The sequence below is a fragment of the Leifsonia sp. NPDC058230 genome (assembly GCF_042882245.1).
GTDB lineage: Bacteria > Actinomycetota > Actinomycetes > Actinomycetales > Microbacteriaceae > Leifsonia.
This window is the reverse complement of record NZ_JBHVWM010000003.1, coordinates 179348-202708: the sequence shown is the minus strand read 5'-3', so window position 1 is coordinate 202708 and position 23361 is coordinate 179348. Positions and strand designations below refer to the sequence as shown.

Below are 23361 nucleotides of genomic sequence, written 5' to 3'. Positions count from 1 at the left end.
CTACTTCTTCGCTTCGGCCCGGAGTTTGGCGATCTCGTAGAGCGTCACGCTCGTCGCGATGCCCGCGTTGAGCGACTCCGTGGTGGCGGTGATCGGAATGGAGACGATCGCGTCACAGGTGTCGGTCACCAGACGGGAGAGTCCTTTGCCTTCGCTGCCGACGACCACCACGACGGGGCGGTCGGCGAACGACAGACCGGGAAGCTGCACGTCGCCACCGCCGTCGAGCCCGAGCACGAAGACTCCTGCCTCTTTGAAGGTCTTGAGGGTCTGCGTAAGGTTCGCGGCCATCGCGACGGGAGTGCGTGCAGCCGCGCCGGCCGAGGTCTTCCAGGCCGATGCGGTCATGCCGACCGAGCGGCGCTGCGGGATGATCACACCGTGGCCACCGAACGCCGCGGTCGATCGGATGATCGCGCCGAGGTTGCGCGGGTCGGTGATGCCGTCGAGCGCGACGAACAGCGGTGTCTGCCCCTTGCGCAGGGTGAGCTCGAGCAGGTCGACCGGATGCGCGTACTCGTACGGCGGAACCTTCAGCGCCACGCCCTGGTGCACCGAGTCGCGTCCGGCGAGACGGTCGAGCTCCGGCCTCATCACCTCGAGGATCGGGATGCCCTTGCCGGTCGCGATCGTCAGGATCTCCTTGACCCGCTCATCCACTTCGACCCGGGCTGCGATGTAGAGCGCAGTGGTGGGGATGTTCGCGCGCAGCGCTTCGAGCACCGAGTTGCGGCCGGTGACCACCTCGGTCTCGTCGCCGCTCTTCGGACGCCGCGAGGCCCCGGATGCGCCCCGGCCCGTGTCGCCACCGGCGCGGCTGGGCGCCCGCCCGTAGCCGTCGTCCCGCCGCTGCTGCGCAGGCTTGCCCTTTCCACCGGCGGCCGCGTATCGCTCGCGGGCGGCCTTGGCCTTGCCCGCGGGGTGATATGGCCGGTCCTCGGCCTTCGGCGTCGGCTTCTTGCCCTCGAGCGCCTGTCGCCCCTGACCGCCCGACCCGACCTGGGGTCCCTTGCGGCTTTTGCGCACGGCCCCGGCACGGGGCTTTCCACCCGAGTTCTTCATTGTTCAATGCTCCAATGCGACCCCGTCGGGGTGTCTTCGATAGTGATTCCCGCGCTCGTGAGTTCGTCGCGGATGCGATCGGCGGCCCCGAAATCGCGGCCCGCCCGCGCGGCTTGCCGATCGGCGAGGAGCCGATCGACGAGTTCTGCGAGTGCCGCGTCGGCCGCCGACGATCCGGCGGACTTCCACTGCGGGGACAACGGGTTGATTCCGAGCACCTCGGTCATCGCGAGCGCGTGCCCGCGAGCCGTGGCTGCGGCTTCCAAGTCTTCCGCATCGAGTGCCGCGTTTCCTGTACGTATCGTGTCGTGCAGCACGGCGAGGGCCTGTGGGACGGCGAGGTCGTCGTCCATCGCCTCCTCGAACGCCTCCGGCACCACCTCGACGCCGCTCCCCGCGAAGCGTGTCGATGCAAGCCGGCGGTCGACGCGCTCGAAGAAGCCGGCGATGCGATCGAGGGCCGCCTCGGCCTCGGCGAGCGAGGTACTGGTGAAGTCGATGGTCGAGCGGTAGTGGGCGGAGCCCAGGTAGTACCGCACGACGAGCGGACGCGCTGCGCCGAGCAGGTCGGATGCGTAGACGGAGTTGCCGAGCGATTTGCTCATCTTCTGGCCGTTCACGTTCACGAGGCCGTTGTGCACCCAGTAGTTGGCGAACGCATCCCCGGCCGCCGTCGACTGGGCGATCTCGTTCTCATGGTGCGGAAACCGCAGGTCGAGTCCGCCGCCGTGGATGTCGAACTGGGCGCCCAGGTACCGACGCGACATGGCCGAGCACTCGATGTGCCAGCCCGGGCGGCCGTCGCCCCACGGCGAGGCGAAGGATGCCGACTCCGGCTCTTCGACTTTGCGCCCCTTCCAGAGCGCGAAGTCGCGCGCATCGCGTTTGGCCCGCGGATCGGCGTCGGCCGCCGCCTCCATGTTCTCGATGCTCTGCCGGGTGAGCTCGCCGTAGGCCGGCCAGCTGCGGACGTCGAAGTACACGTCGCCCGATCCGTCTGGTGCGGGATAGGCGTGCCCGCGTTCGATCAGCCGGGCGATGATCTCCTGCATCTGCGGGATGCTCGCGGTCGCGCGCGGCTCGTACGTGGGCGCCTGGATGCCCAGCGCCGTGTATCCCGCGGTGAACTCGAGTTCGACCCGGTAGGCGAGCGCCCACCACTCCTCGGAGCTGTGTTCCAGCTGGGCGGCGTTCAGGATCTTGTCGTCGATGTCGGTGACATTGCGCACGAGCGTGACGGTGTAGCCGCGATAGCTCAGCCAACGTCGCAGCTGATCGTAGACCAGCGCCGAACGCAGATGCCCGATGTGCGGCGACGACTGCACGGTGGGACCGCAGACGTACATGCCGACTTCGCGTTCGCGCAGCGGGATGAAGTCTCGAAGGGCGGCGGCCTTCGTGTCGTAGAGTCGCACAGTCACGGCATACAGCCTACGGGCCGAGCCCCGTCCTGCGGCGCGCCTCCTCGATGATGTCAGTAACTCGGGCTGTGGAAGACGAGCGCCGTCGCGACCGCCGCGATCCCCTCGCCGCGCCCCGTGAACCCCAAGCCGTCCGTCGTCGTCGCGGTCAGCGAGACCGGGGCGCCGAGGATGCTCGTGAGCAGCACCTCGGCCTCCGCGCGCCGCGGCGAGAACCGGGGCCGGTTGCCGACGATCTGCACCGAGACATTCCCGATGCGGAATCCTGCCTCCTCGACGCGTCGCCGCGTCTCCGTGAGGAATACCTCGCCGTGTGCGCCGACGAACCGCGGATCGCTCGTGCCGAACACGCTGCCGATGTCGCCGAGCCCGCACGCCGAGAGCAGCGCATCCGTGATCGCGTGCGCGACCGCATCCCCGTCGCTGTGGCCGGCCAGACCGACCTCCTCCGGCCAGTGGAGGCCGGCGAGCCAGAGCTCGGTCGACGGATCGAAGCCGTGTGTGTCCGTTCCGATCCCGATGCGCGGGAGGGGTGCGTCGTTCGTACCGCTCTCATCGAGCAGAACGAGCTCGGCACGGCGGAGATCGGCGGGTGTGGTGACCTTGAAAGCGAGCTCGTGACCCGGGATGACCGACACGTCCAAGCCGAGTGCGGTCACGAGTCCGGCGTCGTCCGTCTCCTCAGAGGTCGCTGCCGCATAGGCGGCGACGAGATCGGTGCGGGGGAAGCCTTGTGGGGTCTGGACGGCCGACAGCACGGAGCGGTCGACGGTCTCGTGGATGTCTCCGGCGGCACCGACCCGCTTGATCGTGTCGCTGACAGCAAGTCCCGGGATGACGCCGTGACCCCGCGCGTCCACTTCGTCGACGACGGCGTCGAAGAGTGCGCTTGGAGTGAGCGCCCGCGCGGCATCGTGGACGAGCACGACCTCGACGGAGTCGGCCACCGCGGCCAGACCGCGTGCCACCGATTGCTGGCGGGTCTCGCCGCCGGGCACGACCGTCGCCCCGCCGCCGAACGCGGCGGACGCGAGAGCAGTCGCTTCAGAGACCAGGGGTTCTGGCGCCACCACGATCAGCTGTGCACGCTCGCGCATACCGGCGACGGCATGCAGCGATCGTTCGAGCAGCGTCGAGCCGCCGAGCGCGACGAACGCCTTGGGCACCTCAGCGCCCAGGCGTGTGCCGCTGCCGGCGGCCACGACGATCACCGAAACCCGTGGCACAGCGTTCGACGTCATGCCACGAGATTACGGGAGTCAGGAAGCGAGTACCTCGTCGAGCAGGCTGGAAGCCTTCTCGTCGTCGGTCTTCTCTGCCAGTGCCAGCTCGGAGATGAGGATCTGGCGTGCCTTCGCAAGCATGCGCTTCTCACCCGCGGAGAGTCCGCGATCCTGGTCGCGGCGCCACAGGTCGCGAACGACCTCGGAGACCTTGATCACATCGCCGGAGGCGAGTTTCTCGAGGTTCGCCTTGTAGCGACGGGACCAGTTGGTGGGCTCCTCGGTGAACGGAGCGCGAAGCACCTCGAAGACGCGGTCGAGCCCCTCTTTACCGATGACATCGCGAACGCCGACCAGGTCGACGTTCTCAGCCGGAACCTCGATGGTGAGGTCGCCCTGCGTCACGTTGAGCTTGAGGTATAGCTTCTCTTCACCCTTGATGATTCGTTTCTTGACTTCGGTGATCGTTGCCGCCCCGTGGTGCGGGTAAACGACGGTTTCGCCAACCTCGAAAAGCATAGATTGATGTCCCTTCAGCAACTACTAGGATACCACACGAGGCACGTGCTAAGGTTCGCCCTCACGCGCCTGGGCCCTCGCGCGCATACGCTAAACTCGAAGCGCATTCCGCTCCTCTCACGGCTGATTCGGCCAGCGGAACGATCTGGAGGGTCATCAGTGAAAGCTCGCGTCGCGGCAACCATCGTCCTTGCTTTGGCAGTCGCGTTCGGAACCACGGGCTGCGGGCTGTTCGCCCCGCAAGCCACCACGAAGCACTACGACGCGAGTGACGGAGTGAGCGGGAACGTCGGGCAGATCGACGTGCGCAACGCCATCATCATCACCGACGGCGCAGACGGCGAGGTCGGCAACCTGGTCGTGACGCTCGTGAACAACGACTCGAAGAGCCACCGCCTGTCGATCAAGGCCGGCGACAACACCACCTCGACCGCAGCGGTCACCGTGCAGCCCGGCCAGGTCAAGCTCGTCGGGCAGAACCCGAAGGCCGCGAGCGGCAACGTCTTCCTCCCCGACTTCAGCGCGCAGCCGGGCAGCCTCTACAAGGTCTACTTCCAGTACGGCGACGAGACCGGGCTGCAACTGCAGGTCCCCGTGCTCGACGGCCAGCTGCCCGAGTACTCGGCGCTCGTTCCGCCGGCGATCATTCCCGAGACCCGCTAGACCACGCCGACAGGCATACACGAGAGGGCCGGCATTCGCGATGGATGCCGGCCCTCTCTCATGCGTCTGCTCCCAGGCGGCAGACGTCAGCCGTTGAACCGGTAGCCGAGCCCGCGGACCGTCACCAGCATCGTCGGGTCGGAGGGACTCTCCTCGATGCGCGACCGGATGCGCTTGATGTGCACATCCAGCGTCTTGGTGTCGCCGAAGTAGTCGCTCCCCCACACCCGGTCGATCAACTGTCCACGCGTGAGCACGCGACCGGCATTGCGCAGGAGCAGCTCCAGCAGTTCGAATTCCTTCAGCGGCATGGAGATCTCACCGCCGTTGACGGCCACCGTGTGACGGTCGACGTCCATCCGCACCGTCCCGGCTTCGAGGATGCCGTCGTCCAGCGACTCCTCCGCCTCGACCCGGCGACGCATCACGGCCCGGATGCGCGCGAGCAGCTCGCGCGACGAGTACGGCTTGGTCACGTAGTCGTCGGCGCCGAGTTCGAGCCCGACCACGATGTCCACCTCGGAATCCTTCGCCGTGAGCATGATGATCGGCACCGATGAGCGGGTGCGGATCTCACGGCAGACCTCTGTTCCCGGAATCCCCGGCAGCATCAGGTCGAGCAGCACGAGGTCGAAGCCGCCCTTCTCGAATTCGCCGAGCGCGGTCGGGCCGTCTTCTGCCACGGTCACGTCGTAGCCCTCGCGCTTCAGAAGGTAGGCGAGCGGCTCGCTCAGAGCGGCTTCATCCTCGACGAGCAGGATGGATGTCACTTGGGTTCTCCTATCGGGGGGCGGGACACGGTTGATGCTTCGGGAAGTCTGATGGTGAAGGTCGATCCGCGGCCGGGCTGCGACCAGACGCGCACATCGCCGCCGTGGTTCTGCACAGCGTGCTTGACGATCGCGAGGCCGAGGCCCGTGCCGCCGGTGTGCCGCGACCTGGCCTGGTCGACACGGAAGAACCGCTCGAACACGCGGTCGAGATCGTCCTCTGGGATGCCCTCCCCCTGATCCGTGATCGCGATCTCGACCACTCCGTCGATGGAGCGCACGCCGATCCCCACGCGCGAATCGTCGGGCGAGTACTGGATGGCGTTGGAGATCAGGTTGTGCACGGCGGTCACGAGCAGGGCCTCGCTGCCGATCACCTGGGCTCCCTTCTCCCCGCGCATCGCCAGCTCGATGTGCCGCGCCTCGGCGGCGACCTTGTTCTGATCGATGGCTGCGGTGACCACCTTGTTGGCCGAGAGGCGCGCGGGGTTGCTCAGCGCATCCGCCGCCTGCAGCCTGCTGAGCTCGATGATGTCCTGGGTGATGCGCGCGAGCCGGTGCGCCTCTTCGCTGAGTCTGGCTGCGAACCGTCGCACCTGAGCCGGGTCGTCGGATGCGTCGTCCAGCGCCTCGGCGAGCAGCCCGACCGCGCCGATCGGCGTTTTGAGCTCGTGGCTGATGTTGGCGACGAAGTCGCGCCGCACGGTCTCCAGCCGGAACGACTCCGTGCGGTCCTCGGCCAGCAGCAGGATGTAGCGGGTTCCCAGCCGCGCGACCCGCACGCTCAAGTTGATGTTCGCATCCCCGAACGGTCCTCGAGCGAGCTCGGCGTCCTCGGTGACCGGCTCACCTGTGCGGCGAACCTGGTCGACGAGCTCGACCAGATGCGGATGCACGAGAGCGCCGTTCCAGACCAGGCCGATCGCATGCGCCCCCGGGGATGCTTTGATCACGTTGTTCGACGGGTCGAGCACGACACCCGCGGATTCGAGTGCGTCGAGCACCTGATCGACTCCGTCGGGCACGGTCGGACTCGCCACCTGAACGGCGTGGTCGCCACGGCGAGCGGCGATATGAAGGAGCCAGACGAAACCGGCCCCGACCAAGAGGCCGAGTGCCAGAGACAGCAGCACCAACCAGGTGGAGTCCATGATTCCAAGAGTACGCACGCGCGCAACATGAACACGACCTGAACGAACCGTTGGCCGCGCAGTTTCGCGGGTACTTTAGACAGTGTTCAGGCTGCGGGCACCAACCGTTAACCTGTTGAAGGGAACATGCTGAGCGTGGCCAGACGGCCGCGCATCTCGCGTGCGCACGCACGCCAGGAAGGACCTACCCCCATGCGCGAAGTATTCCAGCAGGAGCTGAAGGAAGTTCAGGACCGTCTCGTCGAGATCGCCGAACTTGTCGTCATCTCCATCCAGAATGCGACGCAGGCTTTCAACAAGTCCGATGTCACCCTCGCCGAAGAGGTCATCGCCAACGACAACAAGATCGACGAGCTCACGGTGCTGCTCGACGAGTTGTCCATCCAGATCCTCGCCCGACAGCAGCCGGTCGCCCGCGACCTGCGCATCGTCGTCAGCGCGCTGCGCATCAGCGCGTCGCTGGAGCGGATGGGCGACATGGCCGAGCACATCGCCCAGCTCGCCCGCTACCGCTTTCCCGACAAGGTCGTCCCGAAGAGCCTCCGCAGCACCTTCGCGGAGATGGGCCGCCTCGACGTGCTGATCGCCACGAAGCTCGCTGAGCTCCTGCGCACCCAAGACCTCGCCCTCGCGGACGAGATCCGCAACGAGGACGACGAGATCGACGAGCTGCACGTGAGCGTGTTCGACAAGGTGCTCGGCGAGACCTGGAAGGGCGAAGCCGTCGACACCGTCGACGCCACGCTCGCCAGCCGCTACCACGAGCGCTTCGCCGACCACGCCGTCTCCATCGCCAAGAAGGTCCAGTACCTCGGCACCGGCGACTGGGCTCCCGAGCTCGCCTCCTGACGTCCTGACGCCCGCGCGCGCGCAACGCAATCGAGTCCAGCCGAAGTCCCCTCATCCGCTTGTCGGAAGGGGGATTTCGGCTGGACTCGATTGCGTTTCAGCGCAGCGGGATGAGCGCGGCGATCCGGCGCGAGCCGGGAAGGCCCGCCGGTGCGCGATCGACGAGCGCCAGCGAGTCGACCACGACCGAGTCTCCGGCGCGTAAGCGGGCCGAGCCCTGAACGGTCGCGTGCGGGCGGTAGCCCCCGCGGATGTGCTTCTGATCCCGGATGCGCGCCCCGGCCTCCTCGAGGGCGTCCACCAGGGCGTCGTGCAGCTCCGACAGCACTGTCGAGGGTCGGATGAGCGTCACCGGCACCGATCGCCGCGGGCCGAAGAGCGCTTCGTCACCTGCGCTCACCGTGAACGGCCCGAGGTCGATCTCGAACGGCGGCACCACAGTCAGGTGAAGGGGCCAGTCGGACGCCGGAAACACGTCGTCGCCGCGCTCGGTCAGGAACGCGACGACGACGAAACGGTTGGACGTCGTTACTTCTTTCCCTGCGCGGCGACCGCGGCGGCGCCGGCGGCGGCCGCCTCGGGGTCGAGGTAGCGCGCCGGCTCGGTCGGCTTGAAGTCGGCGTCGAGCTTGTAGACGAGCGGGATGCCGGTCGGGATGTTCAGCTCGGCGATGTCGTCGTCGGAGATGCCGTCGAGGTGCTTCACCAGGGCGCGCAGGGAGTTGCCGTGCGCGGTGACGAGCACGGTCTTGCCGGCCGCGAGGTCGACGGTGATGTCGGACTCCCAGTAGGGCAGCATCCGCGCGATCACGTCTTTCAGGCACTCGGTGCGCGGGAGGAGGTCGCCGAGACCGGCGTAGCGCGGGTCGCCCGCCTGCGAGTAGGGGCTGTCGTCGTCGATGGGCGGCGGCGGGACGTCGAACGAGCGGCGCCACAGCTGGAACTGCTCGGGGCCGTACTTCTCCAGCGTCTCCGCCTTGTCGAGGCCCTGCAGCGCACCGTAGTGACGTTCGTTGAGGCGCCAGGAACGCTTGACGTCGATCCAGAGCCGGTCGGCCACGTCGAGGGCGATGTCGGCGGTCTGGATGGCACGGGTGAGCACCGACGTGTACAGGATGTCGGGCGTGAGTCCCGACTCCGCGATCAGTTCACCGGCGCGCGTCGCCTCGGCGACACCCTGCTCGCTCAGCCGGACGTCCACCCATCCGGTGAACAGGTTCTTCTGGTTCCACTCACTGTTGCCGTGGCGGAGGAGGATCAGTGTGTAAGGCGCGGCCATGCCTCCAATCTACCGGTCGTTCACAGCTGGCTTGAAACGTGCACCACTGCACGTTTGGCACACTGGATGCATGGCAGCGAGCGGCACGATCGGCACAGTGACCCGCGGCACCACCAACACGAACCGCCTTCGCCGTGTCGATCGCTGGATCGGAACGCTTCCCGCACTCCGTCGCACGGCTGACCCGCTCGTCGTCGATCTCGGCTACGGCGCCAGCGGTGTGACGGCCTTGGAGCTGCACCAGCGGCTGGCGAAGACGCGCCGGGATGTCGAAATCCTCGGGCTGGAGATCGAGCCGGGTCGGGTGCTCACGGCACTCGACCAGCTGGCCGTCGTGCGTGCGGGCGGCACCGGATTCGCCGCGGATGCGCGCATCGGCTTCGCGCTCGGCGGGTTCGAGGTTCCGACGCCGGGCGCACGCCGGCCCGCGGTCATCAGAGCGTTCAACGTGCTGCGCCAGTACGACGAGTCCGAAGTGGTGCCGGCCTGGCGGCGTCTCGTCGATCGCCTGCAGCCCGGCGGCGTCCTCATCGACGGCACCTGTGACGAGATCGGCCGCATCGCCAGCTGGGTGGATGTGACCGCCGAGGGGCCGCAGCACCTCACGATCTCCCTGCGCCTCACCGCACTCGAGTCGCCGTCGATCGTGGCGGAGCGGTTGCCGAAGGCGCTCATCCACCGCAACGTCCCGGGCGAGCGCGTGAACGACCTGATGCGCGACCTCGACCGGCTGTGGCGCATCCACTCGCCCCTCGCCGCGTACGGTCCCACCCAGCGCTGGATCGCGGTCGCGAACGGGTTGCGCGACGCCGGGTGGCCGGTGCGCGCGGACAAGTCGCGCTGGCGCCTCGGCGAGCTCACCGTCGACTGGGCGTCAGTCGCTCCCTCCGGCTTCGTCTGGTCGTAGCCCGCAGGTCAGCGGCTACGCGCGTGGCTGCCGCGTGACCGCTCCGAGTCGCGGCAGGCGCGGCACGTGGGCCTCGGCGCCGGCCTCCGGGGGCACGACGACCTCCTGTGCGGCCGCGACCACGGTGCCGTCGGCGTCGACCGTGAGGGTCGCCGCCGCATCCGCGGAACGCTTCACCACCGCGAGTGCGATCGGGCCCAACTCGTAGTGCAGCGCACTCGAGGTGACGAGCCCGATCTCGCGCCCGTCGAGGGAGACGACGCTTCCGCGTACCGGATGCACGCCCTCCGAGCCGTCGAGGTGCAGCATGACGAGTCGGCGCGGCGGATGCCCGAGGTTGTGCACCTTGGCGACCGTCTCCTGGCCGCGGTAGCAGCCTTTGGTGAGGTGCACGGCGGTGCGGAGCCAGTCGAGCTCGTGCGGAATCGTCTTCTCGTCGACCTCGGTGGCGAAGCGCGGACGCCATGCGGCGATGCGGAGCGCCTCGACCGCGAGCAGGCCGGCGACGGGGAACTCTCCTGCGGTGACGCGCGCCACGATCGACGGAAGCGCATCCCGCGGCACCAGTCGCTCGCTCCACGACCAGGACGCTCCCGGATGCTCGCCCTGCGCATACTGGTGACCGCCGGCTGTCACTGCGTGCCAGGGGTCGCGCCAGATGAGGGGAACGCCGTTGGGGGCCGCGATCGGAAGCGCGGGCTCGCCGAGCGTGCCGATCGTAGCGAGGTCGTCCGAGCGATCGGCGAGTTCGACCCGCAGCATGAAGCGCATCTTCTGCAGCCAGGCGAGCAGCCCCTCCGCCTCGTCGTGCTCGACGAGCAACCAGAGGGTCTCGCCGTCCTCGATCAGACGGACGGCGTACTCGAGGCGGCCGTTGACGTCGAGCAGCAGCGTCTCCGACGACTCCCCCGGCTGCAGCCCGGTGACGCTCTGGCTGGTGATCGAGTTGATCCAGCTGAGCCTGTCGGGGCCGGTGATGCTGAGCACGGCGCGGTCGGAGAGGTCGACGATCGCCCGACCCTCGGCGAGCGCGCGCTGCTCCCCCAGCGGATTGCCGTAGTGAGCGGGGATGCCCGCGTCGTGCCCCGCACCGAGGCTCGACACATCGACCGCCGCGGGCAAGGAGAGGAACGGTGAGTCGGCTGCCATCAGTCGACCTTCGCGAGCCGGCCGGACGCGTGGGTTCGCAGTTCCTGGCCGAGTGCGGCGATGTCCCACGCCCACAGCAGGTGGTTCTCGACGAGGCCGTAGAGACGGGTGGCGGCCGTGTACTCCTTGGCGCCCGCGGTGCGGACCACCGCATCCGTCGCCAGGTCGATGCGGGGGCCGGCCACCTGGCCGACGTAGACCTCGGCGACGCCGTCGGGATGCAGGATCGAGACGTCGAGGTCGAACCCGCCGTGCGAGTTGCGGAGGGCCTCGACGGACTGTGCCGTGGTGAAGGGCTGAGCGCCTACGCCCGGCAGCATCGCCGGGCCCTGGTCGCCTTCGATCAGCTTGCGGCTGAGCCGCCAGTAGCCGGTCTCAGTGGCGAGCGGGGTGTGGGTCTCGTCGAGCTTCCAGCTGAACGAGGTGTAGCTGAGGTACGGCAGCCCGTCGTGGCTGAAGCTGATGCGCTGCCCGAACTCGAGCTGCGTGTGCTCCTCGCCGATCGCATAGTCGAGCACGCCGGTGCCCTCCCACACTCCGATCAACCAGGAGAGCGGGACCAGTTCGGCGGGCAGGTCGGTGGGGATCTCGATCAAGGCCACTCCGATCTCGATGATGTCTGCGAGGTCTTAGCGCTGCCCTCGGAAGAGGTTGTAGACGACGACCACGGAGACTCCCGCGATGGCCAGCGTGGCCAGACCGAGGAGTCCGACGAAGAAGAGTTCGAGGGCAACCAGCATGAGACGAGTCTAACGCCGGGATCAGCGCGCTGCGGCGACGATGGCGAGGACCGCCCCGGCGATGCCGAGGATCACGAACGCGCCCGACACGCTCGCCGCCAGCCGATTGACGAAACCGTCCTTCTGCTGGGTGGCCAGCTGGGCGCACATGCTCGCGACCACGCACGCCGCGAGTGCCAGGGACAGCCAGGATGCGTACTGGCCGCTCGGCGATATCGTGCCGATCACGATGGAGAAGACCAGCGCGAGCACCCAGATCGACCCGACGCTCAGAAAGCGGGCGCCGCGGCTCAGTCCGGTGCCGGACTCGGAAGGGGTCGTCGCATCGCTCACGTCTCCATTGTGCCCCGACGGGAGGAGGAAAGGCGACGATTGCATTTCGGGTAGCATTGCGGCACAGCACGTTCAGGAGGCTTGAGTGGCGCAGTTGTTGATCCTCACCTCTTCGCCAGACGCGGAGGTGCTGCCGTCGCTCGCGTTGCTCAGCCACCGAACGCGCCAGATCCCCGCGGAGCCGGCCTCTCTGGTCAACGCACCGAGCTGCGATCTGATCTTCGTCGACGCGCGCCGCGACCTCGCGAGCGCCAAGTCGCTGTGCAAGATCCTGACGACGACGGGCATCACCGTTCCGCTGCTGCTGGTGCTCACCGAGGGCGGCCTGACCGCGGTCAGCGCCGACTGGGGCGTGAACGACGTCGTGCTCGAAACGGCCGGGCCGGCCGAGGTGGATGCCCGGGTGCGGCTCGCGATCGGCCGTCAGGCCCAGGAGCACTCGCAGACGAAGATCCAGGCCTCCGGCGTCACCATCGACGAGGCCAGCTACTCGGCCAAAGCGCACGGCCGTCAGCTCGACCTGACCTTCAAGGAGTTCGAGCTCCTCCGCTTCTTCGCCACGCACCCGTCGCGGGTGTTCACGCGCGAGCAGCTGCTGAGCGAGGTGTGGGGGTACGACTACTTCGGCGGTACGCGAACCGTCGACGTGCACGTGAGGCGCCTGCGGGCAAAGCTGGGCGACCTCGAGTCCCTCATCGGAACGGTCCGCAATGTCGGCTACCGCTTCAACGTGTACGAAGAGGACAATGAGCGACTCCCTTCGCCTCTCCGTCCCTGACTTCGGCGACCCGGCGCAGCGCGCATCCTTCTTCGACGTGGCGGCAGCCGCGATCGACGTCGACGGCTACGACCCGTTCAACGAGCAGGCGCGGCTCGACGTCGAGTCGGGCCGCCGCTCCCCGATCGTCGTGCGACTCACCACGGGCGACGCGACGGAGCCGCTGGAGCGGCCGGTCGGTGCGGCGATACTCGGGCGTGGAGAGCTCGACTTCGTGATCGACCCGCTCTTCCGCGGCAAGGGATACGGCGAGCAGTCGGTGCGCGGACTGCTCGCAACCGCGCGCGGCACATTGACGGCGTGGTCTCACGGCGACCATCCGGCCGCGCGCCGGCTGGCCGAGCGCCACGGCTTCGCACTGGTCCGCACGCTGCTTCACCTGGTCGCGCCCCTCGATGCCGGTGACAATGCGGCCGGGCACGCGTACGCGCTGCCGGGCGGATTCACGCTCGGACCCATGCGCCCGGGCGACGAGGAGGAATGGGTCGAGCTCAACGCCCGCATCTTCGACCGGCATCCGGAGCAGGGCAGGCTGACCGTCGACGATCTGCGGGCGCGGCAGGCCGAGCCGTGGTTCGACGCGGGCGATGTGCTGATGCTGCGTGACGCATCCGGTCGCCTCGTCGGCTATGACTGGGTGAAGGTCGAGCCGGACTCCCCCGAGGGCGAGATCTACGTGCTCGGCGTGGATGCGGCGCTCGCGGGCCGCGGGCTCGGCCGGCTGCTGCTGCGCGCCGGTCTCGAGCGACTCGCGGCCCGAGGACGCACGCACGCGGGACTGTACGTCGAAGCGGACAACGAGACGGCTGTGCACCTCTACCGTTCGGCGGGGTTTCTGGAACACACGGTGGATGTGCAGTACCGGCGCGCGATCGAGTCCACAGATCCGTTTATCCACAGTTAACCGCTGACGGTTCTCCCCTCCGCCGCCGGGTGCGATGATGTTGGGATGGACGGCGACAACATCCTTCTCGACAACGGGCTGAGCGGCAGTTTCGGCAGCGACTTCGACGACGACTTCGCGCCGTTCGTCTACGAACCCGATCCGACCATGCCCGAGAACCGCTACCTCGACCGCGAACTCAGCTGGCTGGCCTTCAACCAGCGGGTGCTCGAGTTGGCCGAAGACCCGATGCTGCCGACGCTCGAACGCGCCAACTTCCTCGCCATCTTCGCGACGAACCTCGACGAATTCTTCATGGTGCGCGTCGCCGGGCTGAAACGGCGCATCCTCACCGGTCTCGCCGTGCCGACCAACGTGGGCCGGGCGCCGACGGATGTGCTGGCCGACATCTCCGAGAAGGCGCACGAACTCCAGACCCGCCATGCCGCCGTCTACCGCGACCAGGTGCTCCCTGCGCTCGAGAAGGCCGGCATCACGGTGGCACGCTGGGAGGAGCTCGACGAGGCCGATCGCGCGCAGATGCGCGAGATCTTCTCTCAGCAGATCTTTCCGGTACTGATGCCGCTGGCCGTCGACCCGGCGCATCCGTTCCCCTATATCTCCGGCCTTTCGCTCAACCTGTCGGTGCGCGTGCGCAACTCGCGCACGGGCAAAGAGCAGTTCGCGCGCCTCAAGGTGCCGCAGATGCTGCCGCGCTTCGTGCGCATCGACCAGCGCGAGACGGTCGACCAGATGCGGTTCATCGCGCTCGAAGACCTCATCGCGAACCACCTCGGCGATCTCTTCCCCGGCATGGAGATTCTCGACCACCACGTCTTCCGGGTCACCCGCAACGAAGATGTCGAGGTCGACGAAGACGAGACGGAGAACCTGATCCAGGCGCTCGAACGCGAGCTCCTGCGCCGCCGCTTCGGTCCGCCCATCCGGCTCGAAGTCACCGACGACATGGACGACGTGACGCTCGGACTGCTCGTCCGCGAGCTCGACGTGACCGAGCAGGAGGTCTACCGGCTGCCGTCGCCCCTCGACCTCGGCGGCCTGTTCGTGCTCGCCAAGATCGACCGGCCCGATCTGCACTACCCGAACCACGTTCCGACCACCCCGCCGCAGCTCATGCCGAACGAGCCCAACGCCAAGCCCGACATCTTCGCAGCGGTCGCCCGGCAAGACGTGCTGCTGCACCACCCGTACGAGTCGTTCGCCACGAGTGTGCAGGCTTTCCTCGAGCAGGCAGCTGCCGACCCGCACGTGCTCGCCATCAAGCAGACGCTCTACCGCACCTCCGGCGACAGTCCCATCGTCGAGGCTCTCATCGACGCGGCCGAATCGGGCAAGCAGGTGCTCGCGCTGGTCGAGATCAAGGCACGATTCGACGAGCAGAACAACATCTCGTGGGCGCGCAAACTCGAGAAGGCCGGCGTGCACGTGGTCTACGGTCTCGTCGGGCTGAAGACCCATTGCAAGCTCGCGCTCGTCGTGCGCCAGGAGAAGGGCGTGCTCAAGCACTACAGCCACATCGGCACGGGCAACTACAACCCGAAGACCTCGCGCATCTACGAAGACCTGGGGCTGCTGACCGCCGACGACCAGGTGGGCAAAGACCTCACCCGGTTGTTCAACGAGCTGTCCGGTTACGCCATCGAGAAGAAGTTCAAGCGGCTGCTCGTCGCTCCTCTTCACCTGCGCAAGGGACTGCTCAAGCTGATCAAGACCGAGACGGCGAACGCGGCGGCCGGCAAGCCGTCGGGCATCCGCATCAAGCTCAACTCGATCGTCGACGAGGCGATCATCGACGCGCTCTACCGGGCGAGCGAGGCCGGCGTTCCCGTCGACCTCTGGGTGCGGGGCATCTGCGGCCTGAAGCCGGGACAGCCGGGACTGTCGTCGAACATCCGGGTGCGCTCCATCCTCGGCCGCTACCTGGAGCACTCTCGCATCTTCTCGTTCGTCAACGACGGCGACCCGCAGGTCTACATCGGCAGCGCGGACATGATGCACCGCAACCTCGACCGCCGTGTCGAAGCGCTCGTACGACTCGTCGATCCGGAACACCTCACCGAGCTCGACTCACTCTTCGACCGCGCGTTCGACGACCGCACCTCGGCGTGGACGCTCGACGAGAACGGGGTCTGGACCAGGCACCACCTCGACGAGAACGGCAACCCGCTCGACGACCTGCAGAATAGGCTCATGCAGCAGCTCAGCCACCGTCCGCGCACGACCCGCACAGGCACGAGGCGGTGAACTCGGCCATCTACGCCGCGGGTGCCGTCTGCTGGCGCATCGTGGACGAGAAGATCGTCGTGCTCGTGGTGCACCGGGCGAAGTACGGCGATGTGACCATCCCCAAGGGAAAGGTCGACCCGGGCGAGACCCTGCCCCAGACGGCCGTGCGGGAGATCGCCGAGGAGACCGGGCTGCGCATCGCGCTCGGGGTTCCGCTCGGCGTCTCGACCTACCCGCTTGCGAGCGGCCGCGACAAGATCGTGCACTACTGGGCGGGCGAGGTCACCGACGACGCCATCGCCCGCTCCACGTTCGTGCCCAACAGTGAGATCGCCGCGATCGAGTGGGTCACGCTCAAGAAGGCTCGCGGCTACCTCACCTATGAGCGCGACCTCGAGATCCTCGAGGCCTTCGCCAAACTCGTCGCTGAAGGGGTCACCACCACCTTCGCGATCATCGCCCTGCGCCACGGAAAGGCGGCCCCCCGCGGTACCTGGAGCGGCGATGACGCCTCGCGCCCTCTCACTGCGCGGGGTGTGAAGCAGGCAGCGACGGATGTGCCCACCATCGAGGCCTGGCGCCCGCGCCGCATTGTCACCAGCGACGCCGTGCGCTGTGTCGCCACCGTCGCTCCGCTGGCCGCGTCCACCGGCATCAAGGCGCGGCGCGACGAGGGGATCAGCCAGGACGCATACGAAGCGGGCCAAGGCCGGGTCAGGGAGATCATCGGCAAGCGCGTGCGCTCCCGCAAGACAGCGGTGCTGTGCACCCACGGTCCCGTTCTGCCCGAGATCATGCGCGAGATCGCGCTCGCCACCGGCACGATGCCGGGCGCGTACCTCAGCGACGCCGCCGACCTCGACACCGGCGGCTTCTCCGTCGTACATCTCTCTGCGACCAACCCCAGCTCGGGGATCATCGCGATCGAGACCTACGAACCCGTCGCCTGACGAATCCCGAATCCCCCGTATCCACTTGCCGGGTTCACAGCCTTCCACCCCAAGAGCACACCCCTCGTTAACCTCCCGTTTACCGCTGCGGGGGACTCTGGTCAGACACCGGGAATAGCGTCGCACGCGGGTCGCACCGACCCCGTCCTGTTGTTACTGATCCCCGGAAGGGACAACTGTGAAACTCAAGCGTCTTGGCGCTCCTCTGGCCATCCTGGCCGCAGCTGCCATCTCTCTCACGGCGTGTGCGTCGAACGAGGGCAGCACCCCGTCGACCACGACGGCCGCCCCGTCGAACCTCTCCGGCACCCTGAACGGCATCGGCTCGTCGGCGCAGGGCGCCGCACAGACCACCTGGATCGCCGGCTTCCAGCAGGAGAACCCCAAGGTCACCGTCAACTACGACCCGCAGGGTTCGGGCGCGGGCCGCACCAGCTTCATCTCCGGTGCAGCCGACTTCGCCGGCTCGGACGCCGCCCTCAAGGACACCGAGCTCGCGGGCGACTTCGCCCTGTGCGCCGCCGGGACCAAGGGCATCGACCTCCCCGTCTACATCTCCCCGATCGCCATCGCGTACAACGTCGACGGCGTCAAGGACCTGAAGCTCGACGCCGCGACCATCGCCGGCATCTTCAGCGGCAAGATCACGACCTGGAACGACCCGAAGATCGCGGCACTGAACTCCGGCGCCACGCTCCCCTCGGACGCCATCACGGTCGTGCACCGCTCCGACGACTCGGGCACCACGCAGAACTTCACCGAGTACCTCTCGGCCAACGCCCCCGACGTCTGGACGGCCCCGTCCGGACAGACCTTCCCGTTCCAGGTCGGTGACGCTGCGAAGGGCACCTCTGGTGTCGCAGACGCCACGAAGAACGCGAAGAACTCGATTACCTACATCGACGAGTCCGGTTCCGCCGGCCTCAGCATCGCGCAGCTCAAGGTCGGAGACAACTTCGAGAAGATCAGCGCCGACGGTGCTGCCGCTGTCGTCGCCGCGTCGCCGATCGCCTCGGGCCGCGAGGCCAACGACCTGGCCATCCAGATCAACCGCAAGGACACCTCCAAGGGTGCCTGGCCGCTGGTGCTCGTCAGCTACGTGATCGCCTGCCAGGAGTACCAGGACTCGGCCAAGGCCGACCTGGTCAAGGGCTACGTCAACTACATCGTGACGGAAGCCGCTCAGAAGGCTGCCGCCGAGCAGGCCGGTTCGGCTCCGCTGTCGACCGACCTCGCCTCGAAGGTCACCAAGGCTGTCGCTAGCATCAAGTAGCACTCCCTGACCGCTCGGCTCGGGATGCGTGAGCACCCCGAGCCGAGCGGCGCATCAGCCCCACTCCTCCCACACCCGATGAGAGAAAGCAAGGAATGACTGCCGGAACCGCAGGTGCCATCAAGCCGAAGGCGAAGATCCGCCTCGGTGACCGCGTCTTCTCCACCAGCACCGTCGTCGCAGGCTCGCTGATCCTCGCAGTGCTCGCCGCTGTCGCAGTCTTCCTCATCGTCCAGAGCATCCCCGCCCTGACGGCCAAGCCCGGCGAGCTCCCCAACGATGCGCCCAACTTCTGGACCTACGTCTGGCCGCTCGTCTTCGGAACCATCTGGGCCGCCCTCATCGCCCTGATCATCGCGACGCCGCTCTCGATCGGCATCGCGCTCTTCATCTCGCACTACGCGCCCCGCCGCGTCGCCCAGACGCTCGGCTACATCATCGACCTGCTCGCCGCGGTGCCGTCGGTCGTGTTCGGCCTGTGGGGCATCGCGACCCTCGCGACCTTCGTGCAGCCGTTCTACGTCTGGCTCGGCGAGAACCTCGGCTGGATCCCCTTCTTCGCACCGCCCGTGTCCGGCACGGGCCGCACCATCCTCACCGCCGCCATCGTGCTGGCCGTGATGGTCATCCCGATCATGACCGCGATCTGCCGCGAAGTCTTCCTGCAGACCCCGCGACTGCACGAGGAGGCCGCGCTCGCGCTCGGCGCCACCCGCTGGGAGATGGTGAGGATGGCGGTGCTGCCGTTCGCCCGCTCGGGCATCATCTCCGCCATCATGCTCGGCCTCGGCCGGGCGCTGGGTGAGACACTCGCCATCGCGATGGTGCTCTCGCCCGCCCTCATCGTGAAGTTCGCCGTACTCCAGGCGCAGAGCCCCAACACGATCGCTGCCAACATCGCGCTGCAGTTCCCTGAAGCCACCGGGATCTCCACCAACGCGCTCATCGCATCCGGTCTCGTGCTGTTCGTGGTCACCCTGCTGATCAACATGCTCGCCCGCTACATCGTCAACCGCCGCAAGGCCTTCTCGGGAGCGAACTGATGACCACCGCGACGTTGAACCGCCCGATGACCAACTCGTTGACAACGGGCAAGCTTCCCCGCGGCTCCGCGTGGATGATGCTGGTCGGGTCCTGGATCGTGTTCGGCGCGGTCTTCGCCATCCTGGCCGCCAGCGGCGCGACCAAGGACTTCAACATCGTCGGCGCGATCTTCTTCGGGACCGTGCTGTTCGACGTCGTGATCTTCTGCACCTCCCTGCTGGTCGAGGGTTCGCGCAAGGCGAAGGACCGCCTGGTCACCTCGCTCGTCGCGACGGCCTTCATCATCGCGCTCCTGCCGTTGATCTCGCTCATGTACACCGTGATCGCCAGCGGTCTCGCGCGATTCGACATCACGTTCTTCTCGGAGTCGATGCGCAACGTCATCGGCGACGGCGGCGGCGCGCTCCACGCGATCGTCGGAACCCTCCTGGTCACCCTGATGGCCGCGATCATCTCGGTGCCGATCGGTCTGCTCACCTCGATCTACCTGGTCGAGTACGGTCGCGGGATGCTCGCCCGCGGAATCACCTTCTTCGTCGACGTGATGACGGGCATCCCCTCGATCGTCGCCGGCCTGTTCGCGTACGCGCTGTTCGCGCTCTTCTTCGGCCCGGGCATCCGGAGCGGTTTCATGGGATCCATCGCACTGTCGGTGCTGATGATCCCCGTGGTCGTGCGCTCGAGCGAGGAGATCCTGCGACTCGTCCCGAACGAGCTGCGGGAGGCCTCGTACGCGCTGGGCGTGCCCAAGTGGCTGACCGTCCTGAAGATCGTGCTGCCGACCTCCCTCGCCGGCCTGACCACGGGCATCATGCTCTCGATCGCCCGCGTCATCGGTGAGACCGCCCCGCTGCTCATCGTCGCCGGCTTCACCACCAGCATGAACTACGACCTCTTCTCCGACCGGATGATGACCCTTCCGGTGTTCGTCTACACCCAGTACACCCAGGCGGCCGGCCTGCACGCGCAAGCGTCCATCGACCGCGCCTGGACGGGCGCCCTCACCCTCATCATCATCGTGATGCTGCTGAACCTCATCGCCCGCATCATCGCCAAGATCTTCGCCCCCAAGTACGGCCGCTGACCCCCGCACCGTCCTGCCAAACCCAAGGAACCCATAGTGTCCAAGCGCATCGAAGTCTCCGACCTCAACGTCTACTACGGCAACTTCAAGGCCGTCGAGGATGTCTCCCTCAAGATCGAACCCCGCACGGTCACCGCGTTCATCGGGCCGAGCGGATGCGGCAAGTCCACCTTCCTGCGCACGCTCAACCGCATGCACGAGGTGATCCCCGGCGCGTACGTCGAGGGCGAGGTCAACATCGACGGCAACAACCTGTACGGCCCCGGCGTCGACCCGGTGCTCGTGCGCCGTCAGGTCGGGATGGTCTTCCAGCGTCCCAATCCGTTCCCCACGATGTCGATCCGCGACAACGTGCTCGCCGGCGTGAAGCTCAACAACCGTCGCATGTCGAAGAACGAGTCCGACGAGCTCGTCGAGGCGTCGCTGCAGGGTGCGAACCTCTGGAACGAGGTCAAGGACCGTCTCGCGCTCCCCGGCTCGGGGCTCTCGGGCGGGCAGCAGCAGCGCCTCTGCATCGCGCGCGCCATCGCCGTCTCCCCCGATGTGCTGCTGATGGACGAGCCGTGCTCGGCGCTCGACCCGATCTCGACCCTCGCCATCGAGGACCTGATCGAAGAGCTCAAGAACGACTACACGATCGTGATCGTCACGCACAACATGCAGCAGGCGTCGCGCGTCTCCGACCGCACCGCCTTCTTCAACATCGCGGGCACCGGCAAGCCGGGCAAGCTCATCGAGTACAACGACACCAACCTGATCTTCTCGAACCCGTCGGTGCAGGCGACCGAGGACTACGTGTCCGGCCGCTTCGGCTGATCCACTCCCCCGGCCTGGAACGCTGTCAGGAGTCGATGGCCACGATGGGCTGGGTGGTCGGCTGCTCGGAGCCGCCGCGCGGTTCGACGGTGACGCCGACGGTGTCGCCGTCGGAGATCGTTCCGTCGAGGACCCGCCAGGTGGCCGAGTCGCCGGAGGTGGGAGTCATGGTTCCGGCCGCGGTGGCCTTGCCGTCCCGGATGTACCAGAGTTCGTAGGTCTTGTCGCTCGGCAGGCTGGGCAGGTCCTTCGCGATCAGCGCGGACCGGCCGAGACTCCCCGACCAGACGAGCGTCGCCGTTCCGCCGCCCGCGACGTCCGCGGTCGTGCGCTGCGCATCCGGAGCGGCATTGATCGCGGCGAGCGCGGACGCCTGCTGCACCTCGAAGGAGTTGTTGCCGGCGATCGTGCTGCCGAGAAGTGCTCCACCGATGAAGATCACGACCGCAGCTGCTGCGGCGGCCACGATCGCGATCGGACGGGTGAACCAGCGCGCGCGGGCCGTGGCTTCGGCGGGGCGCGCATCCGGGGCGGCTTCACCGTTCGTCGCCTCGTCAGTCGCGTCGATCGGCGCGAGTTGCGGGGTCGAGGCGAGCTTCGCGAACAGGTCCGCCTTGAGCGACGCGGGCGGCGTCACCGGATCGGCACGGAGCCCGAGTTCGGACGCGGTCGCTTCGAAGTCGCGGGCCTCGTCGTCGTCGTGCGCGCCGAGCTCGTAGCCGAGGCGCGGCGAGCGGCCGTCTCGATCGGTCATCTCGTCACCCCCAGCTCTTTTCTCAGCCGTATCATCGCATCGCGCAGCCGTGTTTTCGCTGTACCCAGCGGGATGCCGAGTCTGTCTGCGACCTCGCTCTGGCTGTAGCCGCCGAAGTAGGCGAGGGTGACCGCGTCGCGCTGGGCGTCCGACAGCGTCGCCATGGCCTCCTCCACCCTCTCGTGCTCGACGCGCACCTCGACGGTCTCGGCGACCTGGTCGTACGCCGTGGGGAGATCACGGAGTCCGACGACCCTGTCCCGGTTCCGCGAGGCCTGCGCTGAACGGATGCGGTCGATCGCGCGTCGATGGGCCATCGTCATGATCCACGTCAGCGCTCGTCCCTTATTCGGATCGAACCGCGCAGCGGATTGCCAGACCTCCAGGAACACCTCCTGGGCGACCTCCTCCGACTGTGCGGCGTCGATCATCACACGGCGGATGAGGCCGAGAACCCGAGCCGCCGTGTTGTCGTAGAGCTCGGAGAAGGCGGCCTGGTCGCCCGTGGCCGTCTGCATGAGAAGACCGTCGAGATCGACAGCGATGGTGTCATCCACGTCGTCTCCGTCCTCTTCGCGCACGGCACCAGCATTGCAGTCCGCGGATGCTTCGGAGTGAAACGCCCCGGGCAAAGGAAAAGCCGGGCCGCAGAACGCCTCTCGGCGCGAGGCCGCTCGAAGCGGCTGATTTTGGAGCCCGGGGTTACTGCGGCCCGGCAGTCAATAAGTTTACCCGAGCGCAGCACCGATCACGCGGCGTGGCGTTCGCGGGCCGAGAACATGGCTGCGTCCGCCCGGGCTTGACGTCGGCTCACGCCGGGTCGCCCGCTCACCTCAGTCGAGCGATTCGTGCCGCCACAGCCGGGCGCACGATGTCAGCTCCTCCGCGGTGCGCGAGAACCGCAGTGCGCGTGTCGTCAGCTCGCTCGCCCGCTCGGGCTGGGTCGTGTCCTGGTCGTCGGCGACGGATGCGCATCCCGCCGCCGTCACCCGGCAGAACGCGGCCGCGCGGTCGAGCGCGACGGCGAAGTCGCCCTCGAACAGCCCCCTCAGGATGCGGTCGGCCAGCTCGGTGATCTCCGCCGGCCCGGTCGGCGCCGAGGCTCCCGCGACCACGGGGTCGATCGTGGAGACGACCTCAGTGCCCCGCTGGAACAGGTAGCTCGTGCCCTCGGCATCCTGCCGGATCAGCAGCCGCAACAGGTAGATGCGCCACAGGGCACCCGGCAGGCTTTTCGCGTTGGAGCGCGACCAGAGTTCCGCGATCGCGTCGATGCCGTGCGTATCCGTGAAGGAGACGAGTTTGTCGACCACGTCGGAGTCGGGGTCTTCACGCACCCGCGACAGCAGCGCGTGCGCGGTCTCGTGCGCCACCCGGCTGATCTGCGCCGGATCCTCCCCACCCATGAACGCCTCGAACATCCCGCTCGGGAAGTTGGTCGGCTTGTGGAAATGCTCGGTCATGTGT

General features: G+C 67.6%; 25 protein-coding genes. 11 read left to right on the top strand and 14 right to left on the bottom strand.

Going from position 1 to position 23361, the window contains the following annotated elements:
- Genes rlmB through ACFVV0_RS10785 form a run of 4 tightly spaced genes read right to left on the bottom strand, consistent with a single transcriptional unit; the run spans position 1 to position 4225 of the window.
- Complete coding sequence (gene rlmB, locus ACFVV0_RS10800; RefSeq protein WP_387062347.1) at positions 1-1062, bottom strand: 23S rRNA (guanosine(2251)-2'-O)-methyltransferase RlmB; 1062 nt, start codon at positions 1060-1062, stop codon at positions 1-3.
- Positions 1059-2483, bottom strand: a complete 1425-nt coding sequence (gene cysS, locus ACFVV0_RS10795; protein WP_387062344.1) for a cysteine--tRNA ligase — start codon at positions 2481-2483, stop codon at positions 1059-1061. Before cysS ends, rlmB begins: the two co-directional genes overlap by 4 nt.
- Positions 2484-2536: 53 nt before the next feature.
- A complete protein-coding gene (gene ispD / locus ACFVV0_RS10790; protein ID WP_387062341.1) occupies positions 2537-3724 on the bottom strand; it encodes a 2-C-methyl-D-erythritol 4-phosphate cytidylyltransferase in 1188 nt (395 codons plus the stop codon).
- A gap of 18 nt (positions 3725-3742) precedes the next feature.
- Positions 3743-4225, bottom strand: a complete 483-nt coding sequence (locus ACFVV0_RS10785) for a CarD family transcriptional regulator (protein ID WP_021763858.1) — start codon at positions 4223-4225, stop codon at positions 3743-3745.
- A 159-nt stretch (positions 4226-4384) separates the two neighbouring features.
- Between ACFVV0_RS10785 and ACFVV0_RS10780 the strand changes: the two genes are divergently transcribed.
- On the top strand, positions 4385-4888 hold the full coding sequence (locus ACFVV0_RS10780; RefSeq protein WP_387062337.1) for a hypothetical protein: 504 nt from the start codon (positions 4385-4387) through the stop codon (positions 4886-4888).
- Positions 4889-4974: 86 nt separating this feature from the next.
- Here ACFVV0_RS10780 and ACFVV0_RS10775 read toward each other — a convergent pair whose 3' ends face one another.
- Positions 4975-5658 carry a response regulator gene (locus ACFVV0_RS10775; protein WP_387062335.1) on the bottom strand — a complete coding sequence of 228 codons (684 nt, stop codon included), beginning with the start codon at positions 5656-5658 and terminating at the stop codon, positions 4975-4977.
- Positions 5655-6809 (bottom strand): sensor histidine kinase, encoded by a 1155-nt coding sequence (locus ACFVV0_RS10770; RefSeq protein WP_387062332.1) that lies wholly within the window; start codon positions 6807-6809, stop codon positions 5655-5657. Before ACFVV0_RS10770 ends, ACFVV0_RS10775 begins: the two co-directional genes overlap by 4 nt.
- 192 nt (positions 6810-7001) lie before the next feature.
- Here ACFVV0_RS10770 and phoU point away from each other — a divergent pair, with 192 nt between their 5' ends.
- Positions 7002-7658: a phosphate signaling complex protein PhoU gene (gene phoU / locus ACFVV0_RS10765; RefSeq protein ID WP_387062329.1), complete on the top strand. Its 657-nt coding sequence runs from the start codon at positions 7002-7004 to the stop codon at positions 7656-7658.
- 97 nt (positions 7659-7755) lie between these two features.
- On the opposite strand, the gene ACFVV0_RS10760 is transcribed toward phoU, so the two are convergent.
- Positions 7756-8094 carry a 2'-5' RNA ligase family protein gene (locus ACFVV0_RS10760; protein ID WP_387062327.1) on the bottom strand — a complete coding sequence of 113 codons (339 nt, stop codon included), beginning with the start codon at positions 8092-8094 and terminating at the stop codon, positions 7756-7758.
- Positions 8095-8186: 92 nt separating this feature from the next.
- Positions 8187-8936, bottom strand: a complete 750-nt coding sequence (locus ACFVV0_RS10755) for a phosphoglyceromutase (protein WP_387062324.1) — start codon at positions 8934-8936, stop codon at positions 8187-8189.
- Between the two features lie 70 nt (positions 8937-9006).
- Here ACFVV0_RS10755 and ACFVV0_RS10750 point away from each other — a divergent pair, with 70 nt between their 5' ends.
- Positions 9007-9843 (top strand): class I SAM-dependent methyltransferase, encoded by an 837-nt coding sequence (locus ACFVV0_RS10750; RefSeq protein ID WP_387062321.1) that lies wholly within the window; start codon positions 9007-9009, stop codon positions 9841-9843.
- Positions 9844-9858: 15 nt separating this feature from the next.
- On the opposite strand, the gene ACFVV0_RS10745 is transcribed toward ACFVV0_RS10750, so the two are convergent.
- The 3 genes from ACFVV0_RS10745 to ACFVV0_RS10735 form a co-directional block, all read right to left on the bottom strand.
- On the bottom strand, positions 9859-10992 hold the full coding sequence (locus tag ACFVV0_RS10745) for a YgfZ/GcvT domain-containing protein (RefSeq protein ID WP_387062318.1): 1134 nt from the start codon (positions 10990-10992) through the stop codon (positions 9859-9861).
- Positions 10992-11588: an FABP family protein gene (locus ACFVV0_RS10740; protein WP_387063536.1), complete on the bottom strand. Its 597-nt coding sequence runs from the start codon at positions 11586-11588 to the stop codon at positions 10992-10994. The genes ACFVV0_RS10745 and ACFVV0_RS10740 overlap by 1 nt, the downstream gene beginning before the upstream one ends.
- Positions 11589-11753: 165 nt before the next feature.
- Positions 11754-12065, bottom strand: coding sequence for a hypothetical protein (locus ACFVV0_RS10735; RefSeq protein WP_387062315.1), 312 nt, complete (start codon positions 12063-12065; stop codon positions 11754-11756).
- A gap of 85 nt (positions 12066-12150) precedes the next feature.
- Here ACFVV0_RS10735 and ACFVV0_RS10730 point away from each other — a divergent pair, with 85 nt between their 5' ends.
- The 8 genes from ACFVV0_RS10730 to pstB all read left to right on the top strand — a co-directional run bounded on the left by ACFVV0_RS10730 (position 12151) and on the right by pstB (position 21140).
- Positions 12151-12843, top strand: a complete 693-nt coding sequence (locus ACFVV0_RS10730; protein WP_387062312.1) for a DNA-binding response regulator — start codon at positions 12151-12153, stop codon at positions 12841-12843.
- Positions 12812-13747, top strand: coding sequence for a mycothiol synthase (gene mshD, locus ACFVV0_RS10725; RefSeq protein WP_387062310.1), 936 nt, complete (start codon positions 12812-12814; stop codon positions 13745-13747). Before ACFVV0_RS10730 ends, mshD begins: the two co-directional genes overlap by 32 nt.
- A 45-nt stretch (positions 13748-13792) precedes the next feature.
- Entirely contained in the window at positions 13793-15991 is a 2199-nt protein-coding gene (locus ACFVV0_RS10720) for an RNA degradosome polyphosphate kinase (protein WP_387062307.1), read from the top strand.
- On the top strand, positions 15988-16923 hold the full coding sequence (locus tag ACFVV0_RS10715; RefSeq protein WP_387062304.1) for an NUDIX domain-containing protein: 936 nt from the start codon (positions 15988-15990) through the stop codon (positions 16921-16923). The genes ACFVV0_RS10720 and ACFVV0_RS10715 overlap by 4 nt, the downstream gene beginning before the upstream one ends.
- A 178-nt stretch (positions 16924-17101) precedes the next feature.
- The gene (pstS, locus tag ACFVV0_RS10710; RefSeq protein WP_387062302.1) at positions 17102-18196 is read left to right on the top strand and encodes a phosphate ABC transporter substrate-binding protein PstS; all 1095 of its coding nucleotides are present in this window, start codon (positions 17102-17104) and stop codon (positions 18194-18196) included.
- A gap of 95 nt (positions 18197-18291) precedes the next feature.
- Positions 18292-19239 (top strand): phosphate ABC transporter permease subunit PstC, encoded by a 948-nt coding sequence (gene pstC, locus ACFVV0_RS10705; protein WP_387062299.1) that lies wholly within the window; start codon positions 18292-18294, stop codon positions 19237-19239.
- Positions 19239-20324, top strand: a complete 1086-nt coding sequence (gene pstA / locus ACFVV0_RS10700; protein ID WP_387062296.1) for a phosphate ABC transporter permease PstA — start codon at positions 19239-19241, stop codon at positions 20322-20324. Before pstC ends, pstA begins: the two co-directional genes overlap by 1 nt.
- A gap of 36 nt (positions 20325-20360) precedes the next feature.
- Positions 20361-21140, top strand: a complete 780-nt coding sequence (gene pstB / locus ACFVV0_RS10695) for a phosphate ABC transporter ATP-binding protein PstB (protein ID WP_387062293.1) — start codon at positions 20361-20363, stop codon at positions 21138-21140.
- 25 nt (positions 21141-21165) lie between these two features.
- Here pstB and ACFVV0_RS10690 read toward each other — a convergent pair whose 3' ends face one another.
- The 3 genes from ACFVV0_RS10690 to ACFVV0_RS10680 form a co-directional block, all read right to left on the bottom strand.
- Positions 21166-21894 carry an anti-sigma factor domain-containing protein gene (locus ACFVV0_RS10690; RefSeq protein ID WP_387062290.1) on the bottom strand — a complete coding sequence of 243 codons (729 nt, stop codon included), beginning with the start codon at positions 21892-21894 and terminating at the stop codon, positions 21166-21168.
- Positions 21891-22451, bottom strand: coding sequence for an ECF RNA polymerase sigma factor SigK (gene sigK / locus ACFVV0_RS10685; RefSeq protein ID WP_387063534.1), 561 nt, complete (start codon positions 22449-22451; stop codon positions 21891-21893). The genes ACFVV0_RS10690 and sigK overlap by 4 nt, the downstream gene beginning before the upstream one ends.
- Before the next feature lie 276 nt (positions 22452-22727).
- Entirely contained in the window at positions 22728-23357 is a 630-nt protein-coding gene (locus tag ACFVV0_RS10680; RefSeq protein WP_387062287.1) for a DNA-directed RNA polymerase subunit beta, read from the bottom strand.
- Positions 23358-23361: the final 4 nt, after the last annotated feature.